The organism is uncultured Roseovarius sp. (genome assembly GCF_947259555.1).
Lineage (GTDB): Bacteria > Pseudomonadota > Alphaproteobacteria > Rhodobacterales > Rhodobacteraceae > Roseovarius.
Genome location: NZ_CAMYMD010000068.1, coordinates 1 through 10,285, shown reverse-complemented (window position 1 = coordinate 10,285; position 10,285 = coordinate 1). Strand labels below are relative to the sequence as shown.

General features: G+C 64.0%; 13 protein-coding genes. 7 read left to right on the top strand and 6 right to left on the bottom strand.

Annotated features, from left to right (window positions below; translation table 11 throughout):
• Together Q0X85_RS11830 and Q0X85_RS11825 are read right to left on the bottom strand one after the other, a co-directional pair.
• Positions 1–167: DUF1178 family protein (locus Q0X85_RS11830; protein ID WP_297772200.1), on the bottom strand; the 167-nt coding region annotated here is incomplete at its 3' end.
• Positions 168–238: 71 nt separating this feature from the next.
• Positions 239–715: an NUDIX hydrolase gene (locus tag Q0X85_RS11825; protein ID WP_297772199.1), complete on the bottom strand. Its 477-nt coding sequence runs from the start codon at positions 713–715 to the stop codon at positions 239–241.
• Between the two features lie 257 nt (positions 716–972).
• Here Q0X85_RS11825 and Q0X85_RS11820 point away from each other — a divergent pair, with 257 nt between their 5' ends.
• From Q0X85_RS11820 to ptsP, 6 genes are all read left to right on the top strand, one after another.
• Positions 973–1,137 (top strand): hemin uptake protein HemP, encoded by a 165-nt coding sequence (locus Q0X85_RS11820; RefSeq protein WP_297772198.1) that lies wholly within the window; start codon positions 973–975, stop codon positions 1,135–1,137.
• Entirely contained in the window at positions 1,134–1,604 is a 471-nt protein-coding gene (locus Q0X85_RS11815; RefSeq protein WP_297772197.1) for a hypothetical protein, read from the top strand. Before Q0X85_RS11820 ends, Q0X85_RS11815 begins: the two co-directional genes overlap by 4 nt.
• Before the next feature lie 19 nt (positions 1,605–1,623).
• On the top strand, positions 1,624–1,917 hold the full coding sequence (locus Q0X85_RS11810) for a (2Fe-2S)-binding protein (protein ID WP_297772196.1): 294 nt from the start codon (positions 1,624–1,626) through the stop codon (positions 1,915–1,917).
• Complete coding sequence (gene bfr, locus Q0X85_RS11805) at positions 1,865–2,350, top strand: bacterioferritin (protein WP_297772195.1); 486 nt, start codon at positions 1,865–1,867, stop codon at positions 2,348–2,350. The genes Q0X85_RS11810 and bfr overlap by 53 nt, the downstream gene beginning before the upstream one ends.
• Before the next feature lie 180 nt (positions 2,351–2,530).
• Complete coding sequence (locus Q0X85_RS11800; RefSeq protein WP_297772194.1) at positions 2,531–3,769, top strand: aspartate kinase; 1,239 nt, start codon at positions 2,531–2,533, stop codon at positions 3,767–3,769.
• Positions 3,770–3,836: 67 nt separating this feature from the next.
• On the top strand, positions 3,837–6,080 hold the full coding sequence (gene ptsP / locus Q0X85_RS11795; RefSeq protein WP_297772193.1) for a phosphoenolpyruvate--protein phosphotransferase: 2,244 nt from the start codon (positions 3,837–3,839) through the stop codon (positions 6,078–6,080).
• A 15-nt stretch (positions 6,081–6,095) separates the two neighbouring features.
• Here the strand turns inward: ptsP and Q0X85_RS11790 are convergent, their stop codons facing one another.
• Together Q0X85_RS11790 and Q0X85_RS11785 are read right to left on the bottom strand one after the other, a co-directional pair.
• Complete coding sequence (locus tag Q0X85_RS11790) at positions 6,096–6,845, bottom strand: EcsC family protein (RefSeq protein WP_297772192.1); 750 nt, start codon at positions 6,843–6,845, stop codon at positions 6,096–6,098.
• 52 nt (positions 6,846–6,897) lie between these two features.
• A complete protein-coding gene (locus Q0X85_RS11785) occupies positions 6,898–7,383 on the bottom strand; it encodes an N-acetyltransferase (RefSeq protein WP_297772191.1) in 486 nt (161 codons plus the stop codon).
• A gap of 88 nt (positions 7,384–7,471) precedes the next feature.
• Between Q0X85_RS11785 and Q0X85_RS11780 the strand changes: the two genes are divergently transcribed.
• On the top strand, positions 7,472–8,077 hold the full coding sequence (locus Q0X85_RS11780) for a flavin reductase family protein (protein ID WP_297772190.1): 606 nt from the start codon (positions 7,472–7,474) through the stop codon (positions 8,075–8,077).
• A gap of 3 nt (positions 8,078–8,080) precedes the next feature.
• Here Q0X85_RS11780 and Q0X85_RS11775 read toward each other — a convergent pair whose 3' ends face one another.
• Both Q0X85_RS11775 and Q0X85_RS11770 read right to left on the bottom strand, forming a co-directional pair.
• Positions 8,081–9,745, bottom strand: coding sequence for an iron ABC transporter permease (locus tag Q0X85_RS11775; RefSeq protein WP_297772189.1), 1,665 nt, complete (start codon positions 9,743–9,745; stop codon positions 8,081–8,083).
• 74 nt (positions 9,746–9,819) lie between these two features.
• The coding region (locus tag Q0X85_RS11770) for a nicotinate-nucleotide--dimethylbenzimidazole phosphoribosyltransferase (protein ID WP_297772188.1) at positions 9,820–10,285 on the bottom strand (466 nt) is incomplete at its 5' end.

The following is a 10,285-nucleotide window of genomic DNA, read 5'->3' as shown; positions in this document are numbered from 1 at the left end:
CTATTGCCCCGCACGCGTGGCGCCATCAGCGCCTTTTCCACGGATTTGGAACCGCAGATCGCACAGCTGATCATGCCGGCCTTTTGCAACGTGTCGAACGCGTCCGCCGATTGGAACCAACTGTCAAACTGATGATCGGCATCGCATCTTAGAGAAAATTGAATCATGTCCCGGTCCATTTGGCCTAGCAGCGATAATTACCCTGCTTGCGACGAAGATCAAGTCGGGCAATCGTGACCTAAAGCCCCAGTTTTCGAGGCTCGAATCCGCTGATCAAATGAGCGAGTTCGGTCTCGTCCACCCGCTTGGCGGCCTTCTTGGGGCGCATCCACTTGTGCCGGCGCTGCCCTGCCTCGGGAAAATGCGCAGATAGCGATGTCACTCGCACCGGGTAGACCATAACGAGGCAAGGCAGGCCACGCTCCAGGCCGATTTCCTTGGTGTAAGAGTAGAGCCCCAGGGCAAGATTATGCGCCACCCCGCGCACCCCTGCCTCTTCCCATGCCTCCTGCAAGGACATCTCGGCGGGGGTGAGCCCCGGGATCGGCCAGCCTTTGGGAATAATCCAACGCCCGGAGCCCCGGCTGGTGACAAGCAGCACCTCGGGCTTGCCGGATCTCATGCGATAGCAAAGGGCACCGAACTGCGTGCGCACCTCGGTCTTGGGCGCCGCAGGAAGAGCGAGCGGCATCTGATTTGTGGTCTGTAGGGTCATCTGTTGAACAGTCCCCCCCGTCGCTGCTCTCGCCCCCATTCGGGATTGGCAAAACTATAGCGCGCCAAAAGTCGCCAAGACCAGAGGGAATCTGAAATGTCATACTTGACTAAAAATCTCAGAATTGACATTCCCTAGTATAACAGTCAGAAAAGAGAGGCCAAGCCAGTCCGAATCTGCGGCAAGCCCGGCCCAACGCGAAACAGAGGGAAATTTGGCATGGCTTACCCAATGACTGAACCGGCGGAGACACTGGCATGATCCGCGCACAAACAAAATCAGACCCGGGTCTGGTGGCCGAGGCCGCCTGTCACGACGCCCGCGCCCTGACCAATGGCGCCAACACGGCCCTGATCGTGCTGGACGGGCAGATCTACACATTGCGCATCACCCGCGCCGGCAAGCTGATTCTCACCAAATGAAGCATGCACGCGATCTGAGCGGTCAGATGCCGGTAGGGCACATGGCCGAGATGGACGGCATCTCCGCAATGGCGGTGGCCTGTCTTCGCGCCTGGAATCAGGGCGGCGCGATGCGCGCACACGCGATGCTATGCGAGCGGATGACCGAGCCGATGGCGACGGCATCGTTCGAGGCGCTACACGACGTGACAGAGGTGTTGGGGTCAAATGTGCGCCGTCCGCTGCGCTGTCATGCACCGCAGTGCGATTGCGTCGGGCTGGATGAGGCGGCGTTTGCCCGGTTCGTCGAAGAGGCGGCGCTGGGCGAGCGCGAGGATGCGCTGATGCTGGCGAGCCTGCTGGTCGCACCGCGCGGCATTCTGCCACTGGCAGACGCGGCCGGGCGGCTTGGCCTTGCGCTGCATCGTGCGGTATTGTGTCAGCAAACGCAGGCGATTCCGGACCCGGTAAACCAGACAAGACATTGAGGCACAGGAGCGACACCCGATGATTGTTTGTCATTGTATGGCGATCACCAATCACGACATCCACCGCGCGATCGACTGGATGCGCGCGTCTGATCCCGATACGCTGATCACCCCCGGCAAGATCTATCGCGCGCTCGGCAAGCGTGCCGATTGCGGCGGGTGCCTGCCGCTCTTCGTTGACACCATGCGTGAGGCAGATAGTTTGGCGGTACCCATGCAATTGCGCGGTCTGCGCCGCGCGGCCACCCAGGGAGACGCACATGAAGGGCGACGCCAAGGTCATCGACTATCTCAATCAGGCGCTCAGGAGTGAACTGACCGCCGTCAGCCAATACTGGCTGCATTACCGTCTGCAAGAGGACTGGGGCTATGGCCGCATCGCCGCCAAATCGCGCGAGGAAAGCATCGAGGAGATGCATCACGCCGACAAGCTGATCGAGCGGATCATCTTTCTCGGGGGACACCCCAATCTGCAAAAGCTCGACTCGCTCCGCATTGGTGAAAACCTGCGGGAGACGCTCGACTCGGATCTGGCCGCCGAGCACGATGCGCGCACGCTCTATATCGAGGCGCGCGAGCATTGCGAGAGCATGAGCGATTACGTCTCGAAGAACCTTTTTGAAGAGCTGATCGCGGATGAGGAAGGGCATATCGACTTTCTCGAAACGCAGATCGACCTCTACGACTCGCTCGGGGCTGAACGCTATGGCCTGCTGAACGCGAGCCCGGCGGATACTGGCGAGTAGGCACATCCCGCCCCAAGACAGATGTTGCCCGCGCGTTCCGTCGTGCGGGCACTTGTATGATCAGGGTGGCGTGCGCGATGACGCCGTACCCGCGCGCCCGTCCTGCGGCACCTGCCCCCTTGCGCAGACCTGTGACCGGGCGTAAACCGCGCCCGATGCAAACGGCTCAGGACAGTGCGCATGCCCGTTCTCGTGATGAAATTCGGCGGCACCTCTGTCGCCAATATCGACCGCATCCGCCGCGCCGCCAAGCGCGTCGGCGTCGAGGTGTCCAAGGGCTATGACGTCATTGTCATCGTCTCGGCCATGTCCGGCAAGACCAATGAGATGGTGGGCTGGGTGGGCGAGATCTCACCGCTTTACGACGCGCGCGAATATGATGCCGTGGTCAGCTCCGGCGAGAATGTCACTGCCGGGCTGATGGCGCTGACCTTGCAGGAAATGGACGTGCCCGCGCGCAGCTGGCAGGGCTGGCAGGTGCCGCTCAAGACCAACTCCGCGCATTCTTCCGCCCGGATCGAGGATATCCCGCCCGAGAACATCACCGCCAAGTTCAATGAGGGCATGCGTGTGGCCGTGGTTGCGGGCTTTCAGGGGATCAGCCCCGAGGGCCGCATCACCACGCTGGGGCGGGGTGGCTCGGACACCACCGCCGTGGCCTTTGCCGCCGCGTTCAACGCGGAGCGGTGTGATATCTACACGGATGTGGACGGGGTCTATACCACTGACCCAAGGATCAGCTCCAAGGCGCGGAAACTTGACAAGATCGCGTTTGAGGAAATGCTGGAACTCGCCTCGCTCGGGGCCAAGGTGCTGCAAACCCGCTCGGTCGAGCTGGCGATGCGCTATAACGTGAAACTGCGGGTGCTCAGCAGTTTCGAGGAACAATCGGATGAGGCCGGCACGCTTGTCTGCGCCGAGGAGGAAATCATGGAATCGAATGTTGTCAGCGGCATCGCCTATTCCCGGGACGAGGCGAAGATGACCCTCATCTCGGTGGCCGACCGGCCCGGCATCGCGGCGGCCATCTTTGGCCCACTCTCCGAGGCGGGGGTCAACGTGGACATGATCGTGCAAAACATCTCGGAGGAGGGCCGCACCGACATGACCTTCTCGTGCCCCACCGATCAGGTCAAACGCGCCGAAAAGGCGCTTCTGGCGGCCAAGGAAGTGGGTCAGATCAATTATCATGACCTTCTCGCGGATACCGATGTAGCCAAGGTGTCGGCCGTGGGCATCGGCATGCGAAGCCAATCGGGCGTGGCCGCCAAAATGTTCAAGACGCTCAGCGATGAAGGTGTGAACATCAAGGTTATTGCAACCTCCGAGATCAAGATTTCCGTTCTGATCGACCGGAAATACATGGAACTCGCGGTTCAAGCCCTGCATGATGCCTTCGAGTTGGACAAAGCGGCCTGACCCGGCACGTGGATCATCGGCACCGGGTTGGGCGCATCTCTAAAATCGCCCCGGGGGAGCGCCGCGCATGACCCACAGCTATTCCACCGACAGTCGTCAGATGCTGGGGCGCCTGCGCGCGATCATGGCAGAAGACGCTGGCGGGCAGACCCGGCTCGACCAGATCACGCGGCTGATTGCCGAGGAAATGCACACCGAAGTCTGCTCGATCTACCTGTTTCGCGACGAGGATACGCTGGAGCTGTGCGCGACCGAGGGCCTCAAGCCGGAATCCGTTCATGAAACCCGCATGCGTCTTGGCGAGGGGCTGGTGGGCCGCGTGGCGCGCACCGGCAAGGTGATCAATACCGATGACGCCCCGTCGGCGCCCGGGTTTCGGTACATGCCGGAGACCGGGGAAGAGGCTTATTCCTCATTGCTCGGGGTGCCGGTCCAGAGGCTTGGCGAGAAACTCGGGGTGCTTGTGGTCCAGTCCAAGCAGGCCCGGCTGTTTTCGGATGAAGAAATCTATGCCGTCGAGGTTGTCGCCATGGTGCTGGCCGAGATGGCCGAGCTTGGGGCCTTTGTCGGCGAGGGGGCGGCGATGTCTGCCCGCCACCAGCAAGCGGTGCTGTTTCGCGGCACCAGTGCGCAGGAGGGCACGGCGCAGGGTCGGGTCTGGCTGCACGAGCCGCGCGTTGTCGTCACCAATCCGATTGCCGAGGACCCCGCGCGCGAGCTGGAGCGGCTGCACGAGGCGGTCGAGGCGCTGCGCGTCGGGGTTGACCGCATGCTCAGTTCTGCCAAGGGCGGCGACAAGGACCAGCTCGACGTGCTCGAAGCCTACCGCATGTTCGCCAACTCCAAAGGCTGGATGCGGCGCATGGAGGACAACATCGACAGCGGCCTTTCCGCCGAGGCGGCGGTGGAAAAGGAACAGTCCGCCGCCCGGGCGCGCATGACGCAAGTGACCGACGCCTATCTGCGCGAGCGGCTGCACGATCTCGATGATCTCTCCAACCGGCTGTTGCGCATCCTGACCGGGCAGGGCACGGAAACCGGGGCCGAGATGCCCCCCGACCCGATCCTGATCGCGCGCAATATCGGCCCGGCGGAACTGCTCGATTATGGGCGCGCACTCAAGGGGATCGTGCTTGAGGAAGGCTCTGTCGGAAGCCATGCGGCGATTGTCGCCCGCGCGCTGGCCATTCCGCTCGTCATCCATGCCGCGCGGATCTCGAACGAGGCGCTCAACGGCGACCAGATCCTCGTGGATGGCGATCAGGGCGTGGTCCATCTGCGCCCCGACGAGTCGATCGTGACCGCGTTTCGGGACAAGATGGCGATGCAGGCCGAGGCACAGCAGCGCTATGCCTCGATCCGCGACAAGCCTGCCGAAACCCTGTGTGGTCAGCGCATCAAGCTCAAGATGAATGCCGGGCTGATGGCCGACCTGCCCAGCCTCAAGGGGTCAGGGGCCGAGGGTGTCGGGCTGTTTCGCACCGAGCTGCAATTCCTGATCCGCAACCACATGCCGAAACGCGCCGAGCTATCGGAGCTTTATGCCCGTGTCATGGACGCGGCGGACGACAAGCGCGTGGTGTTCCGCACGCTCGATATCGGCTCTGACAAGGTGCTGCCCTACATGAAGGCCACCGACGAGCCCAACCCGGCCATGGGCTGGCGCGCGATCCGGGTGGGCCTTGATAAACCCGGGGTCATGCGCATGCAGCTGCAGGCGCTGATCCGGGCCGCCAAGGGCCGGGCGCTGACGATCATGTTCCCGTTTGTCGCACAGCGCGACGAGTTTACCGCCGCGCGCGCGGAGATGGACAAGGCCCTCGCGCGCGAACGCATTCTTGGCCATCCCATCCCCGAAACCCTTGAGGTGGGCGCGATGCTGGAAACGCCCTCGCTCGCGTTTGCGCCGGACAGTTTCTATTCAGAAGTCGATTTCCTGTCTGTCGGGGGCAACGATCTCAAGCAATTCTTCTTTGCCGCCGACCGCGAGAACGAGCGTGTGCGCAAGCGTTACGACACCTTGAATATCAGCTTTCTGAATTTCCTCGAAGGAATCGTCTTTCGCTGTGCCACGTTGCAGACCCCGCTGAGTTTTTGCGGCGAGGATGCGGGCCGACCGGTCGAGGCCGCCTGTCTTGCCGCCATCGGCTTTCGCACGCTGTCGATGCGCCCTGCCTCCATCGGCCCGGTCAAGAGCCTGCTGCGCCGGATTGATCTGGGTGCGCTGCGCGATGTGATCCATACCGAACGCGCCAAGGGCTCGCAGACCGTGCGGCCCGCCGTGACAGAGTACCTGCGCGATCAGATGTAGCAGAGCGGCACGCGCTCATTCGACGCGCTGCCGGAACTCCGACACCAGATCCTGCGTGTCGCGCCCGGCGTCAATCGCCAGCCGCCTCAGACCGAAATGCACCTGCGCCATATCCTGATAATAGCGGGTATAGGCATAATTCGTGGCAGCCCCGGCGGCGGCCCCCAGTAGCGGCAGGGTCTGTGCCGCCAGCTTTTGCCCCAGAACGGCGGCCAGCCGGGGCGCGACCCGCGCAATCAGCGCATGCAGCGCGGGGCCGGTCAGTGTCATCCGTGTGCCGACAAACCCGAGATTAGCGCCGTCATCGCGTTCGAGCGGGCCTGCGGCGCCAAATACCTCTATCGAGTCAAAGCGCACGCTCGGCTCGGAGGGATCGAACCCGTGTTCGGCGGCGACATCCTGAATGGCCCTCAGCAAGACCGTCACTGTCATCGGCAATTCGGCAAGTGCGGTGGGCAAGCCGCCCATTCCGCCCATGGCGCCCATCGACGTTGTGACCGCACGTGCCATCCACGCGGGCTGTTCGCCCACCACACCGCGTGACCTGTGCGCGGCCTCTGCGGCCCGGCGCAGCGCCTCTTCGGTGGCATCGTTGAGCCGTATGCGCACGTTGGGCGGTAGCCGGTCAAGCATGCCTTCGGCGTGACCGCCCACGAGGTTGAGAATGTCGATCACGCCGTTTCCGGCCTGCGCATTGCGCTCTATCAGCGCCCGCATGCGCGCCTCGACTTCGGCCTCGCCAATCGGCTGACCCAATAGCTCCATCCGCTTGCTCCGCAATGTTCAAAGGCGAAGGTGGCCATGAGCCCCTGCGAATTCAAGCGCCTCGCGTCACCTTGCCGGAGGTATTGTTCCATGCGCCGGGCTGCAATGCCAGCCCGAGAATACGCGCCGGATTGGTCGGCGGCGGCATCTCGACGCCGGTGAGGATCGAAAAGCCGAAGCGACTGTAATACGGCGCATCCCCGACGAGGATGACCCTCTCCCACCCGGTCTGCGCGGCACGCTCAAGGCTGTCCCGGATCAGCAGCCCGCCCAAGCCTTCGCCCTGATGGGTCGGATGCACCGCCACCGGCCCCAGCAACAGCGCGCGCGCAGCCCCGACATGCACCGGCCAATAGCGGATCGCTCCGGCCAGAACCCCCTCGCCATCGCGCACCACGAGGCACAGATCGGCCACCGGCGCGACATCATCGCGCAAACGGTACGACGACAGCGCCTCGCGCCCCGGCGCGAAGCAAAGGTCGAAGAGGGCCTCAACCTCCCAGTAATCAACGGATTTTTCCGTCTCAAGGGTGAACATCGCGCACCGGGTCCCTGCGAGAATAAACTGGCAACGCGCGTAGCACGACGGTAGGACAGGCACAAACCGGATGACTGAGGAGAGGCAGATGTTTTACAGACCCGAGGATGGCCACGGCCTGCCGCATAATCCATTCAACGCGATTGTCACGCCGCGCCCGATCGGCTGGATTTCCAGCCGTGATGCCCAAGGCCGGGACAATCTGGCACCATATTCGTTTTTCAATGCCGTGGCCTATGTTCCGCCGCAGGTCATGTTCGCCTCGACCTCGGCCAAGCCCGACCGCGACGGCACCAAGGACAGCGTTGCCAATATCCGCGAGACCGGCGTGTTCTGTGTCAACATCGTCAGCGACGCGCTGCGCGATCCGATGAACCAGACCTCGGGCGCCTGGGGCCGCGAGGTGGACGAGTTTGACCATGCCGGGCTGGAAAAAGCCGAGTGCGACACGATCAATTGTGGCCGTGTCGCTGCCTCTCCTGCCAATCTCGAATGCCGGTTGACGCAGATCACCCAATTGCCCGGAGAGGCGAATTTCGTGGTGTTTGGCGAGGTGACGGGCGTGCATATGCGCGATGAGTGCCTTGTCGACGGCCTGTTCGACATCGCCCGCTATCACCCGCTCTCGCGTTTGGGGTATCAGGACTACACGGTGATCCGCGACAAGTTCAGCCTGAAGCGTCCGGGGGAGTGATAGCTACCCCGCCGACATCGCCACGCCCATCTTGGCCGCCTTGCGCCCGCCGGACTCGCGCCCCAGCGTGCGGCACAGGATGAGCACCGGAACAAGGCCAAAGCCCACCAGAACCAGTGACGGCATCGCCGCTTCGGAGAGCCGTTCATCGGCGGCGAGCCTGTGGGCCTGTACCGCGAGGGTCTGAAAATCGAACGGGTGCAGGATCAGGGTCGCGGGCAATTCCTTCATCACGTCGACAAACACGATCAGGAGCGCCGTCACGACCGAGGTGCGCGCCACGGGCAGATGCACCCGTGTCAAGAGCTTGGGACCGGGCTGACCGAGCGAGCGCCCGATGGCATCGAGATGTCCGGGCACGGTCGCCATGCCGCTGTCATAGGCATTGAGTGCCGCGGCCATGAACCGCACGACATAGGCCAGGATCATCAGCCAGATCGACCCGGTGATCATCAGCCCGGTGCTGATGCCGAAGGTGGCGCGCATGAAAGCGTCAAGCGCATTGTCGAGGCCGGCCATGGGCACCATCAACCCCACGGCGATGACCCCGCCCGGAACGGCGTAGCCCAGCCCGGCCCCGATCACCAGCCAACGCGACGTGCGGCCCGGACGGGTCCGCGCGCGGAACCCCACGAGGATCGCCCCGAACACCGTGAGCACAGCCGCGACGCTCGCCAGAACGACGGAATTGGACATGAAGCCGAGATACCGCTCGGAAAAGAGATCCTGACCCGATCCGATGGCCATCGTCCCCAGCATGATAACCGGAATGACAAAGCCCAGAAGCACAGGCAGGAAGCACAGGGTGAAGGCGCCCCATCCCGCCGCCCCCCGCAGGGTGGGCCGCTCCATCGTCTCAAAGCGGGCCCCTCTGCCCGCCGTGCGTGACCGTCCGCGGCTGGCACGCTCCAGCCCCGCGAGCAACAGCGCGAAGGCCAGAAGACACAGCGCCAGTTGCGCCGCTGCCGCGCGATCCCCCAGAGAGAACCACGCCTGGTAAATGCCGGTCGCGAAGGTCTGGACGTTGAAAAACGCGACCGTTCCGAAATCTGCGATGGTCTCCATGATGGCCAGCAACGCGCCCCCGGCAATTGCCGGGCGTGCCATCGGCAGGGCGACCCGCCAGAATGCCTGCATCGGCGAGCGCCCGAGCGTGCGTGCCACCAGAAACGCATTGGCCGATTGCTGCCGAAAGGACGCCCGCGCCAAAAGGTAGACATAGGGATAGAGAACGATTGTCAGCATCACCGCCGCGCCGCCAAGAGACCGGACCTCGGGAAACCAGTAGTCGCGCGGCCCCCAGCCGGTGAGCGCCCGAAGCGTTGTCTGCACCGGGCCGGGATGGTCGAGCATATGGGTATAGGCGTAGGCCATCACATAGGCCGGGAACGCCAGCGGCAGCGCCAGGGCGACCTCCAGCACACGGGCGCCGGGAAAGCGGTAGACGGTCACCAGCCACGCGGTCAGAGACCCGATGATCGCCGTGCCGGTGCCGACGATCACGACCAGTGTCAGGGTCGTGGCCGTGTAGCGCGGCAGGACCGTGGCCAGCACATCGCGCCAGGTTGCCAGATCGCCGGTGAGCGCTGCCAGCGCCGCCGCGACGATGGGCGCGACGCAAAGCGCGGTCACGATCCATGCAAGGCGATGCAGCAGGGCTTCGCTCATCTTTTCGGCTCCCTGACCCTCAAATCCGAGTGTTTTGATCAGTATGCCCAGCGCCTCATAGGGTCAAGCCGCGCCTATCCGCCCGCGACACCCGCCTCGGCGAACGTCGCCATGCCCGAATGGCAGGCCAGCGCCGCCTGCACGACGCTTATGGCGAGCACACCGCCCGATCCCTCCCCGAGACGGAGCCCGAGCGACAGGATCGGCGCCTTGTCCAGCGCGCGCAGGAGCTGCGCGTGGCCCGGCTCTGCGCTCACATGGCCAGCCACGGCGTGATCGAGCATCCCTCGGTGCGCGGCCTCAAGGCACGCCGCCGCAGCAGTGCAGATAAAGCCATCGAGAACGACCGGGATGCGGGCGCGCCGCGCCTTCGCGATCGCCCCGGCCATCGCCACCAGTTCGCGCCCGCCCAATCGGCGCAGGATCTCAAGCCCCCCCGCATCGGCCGGATCGTTGACCGCCACGGCGCGGGCCACGATCCCCGCCTTGCGGGCCACCGCCTCATCCGCCAGCCCGGTGCCGCGCCCGGTCCAGCCTGCG

Coding starts and splice junctions, on each gene's coding strand:
- Q0X85_RS11825 (WP_297772199.1), bottom strand. CDS start 715: ATGACCCTACAGACCACAAATCAGATGCCGCTCGCTCTTCCTGCGGCG.
- Q0X85_RS11820 (WP_297772198.1), top strand. CDS start 973: ATGATCCGCGCACAAACAAAATCAGACCCGGGTCTGGTGGCCGAGGCC.
- Q0X85_RS11815 (WP_297772197.1), top strand. CDS start 1,134: ATGAAGCATGCACGCGATCTGAGCGGTCAGATGCCGGTAGGGCACATG.
- Q0X85_RS11810 (WP_297772196.1), top strand. CDS start 1,624: ATGATTGTTTGTCATTGTATGGCGATCACCAATCACGACATCCACCGC.
- bfr (WP_297772195.1), top strand. CDS start 1,865: ATGAAGGGCGACGCCAAGGTCATCGACTATCTCAATCAGGCGCTCAGG.
- Q0X85_RS11800 (WP_297772194.1), top strand. CDS start 2,531: ATGCCCGTTCTCGTGATGAAATTCGGCGGCACCTCTGTCGCCAATATC.
- ptsP (WP_297772193.1), top strand. CDS start 3,837: ATGACCCACAGCTATTCCACCGACAGTCGTCAGATGCTGGGGCGCCTG.
- Q0X85_RS11790 (WP_297772192.1), bottom strand. CDS start 6,845: ATGGAGCTATTGGGTCAGCCGATTGGCGAGGCCGAAGTCGAGGCGCGC.
- Q0X85_RS11785 (WP_297772191.1), bottom strand. CDS start 7,383: ATGTTCACCCTTGAGACGGAAAAATCCGTTGATTACTGGGAGGTTGAG.
- Q0X85_RS11780 (WP_297772190.1), top strand. CDS start 7,472: ATGTTTTACAGACCCGAGGATGGCCACGGCCTGCCGCATAATCCATTC.
- Q0X85_RS11775 (WP_297772189.1), bottom strand. CDS start 9,745: ATGAGCGAAGCCCTGCTGCATCGCCTTGCATGGATCGTGACCGCGCTT.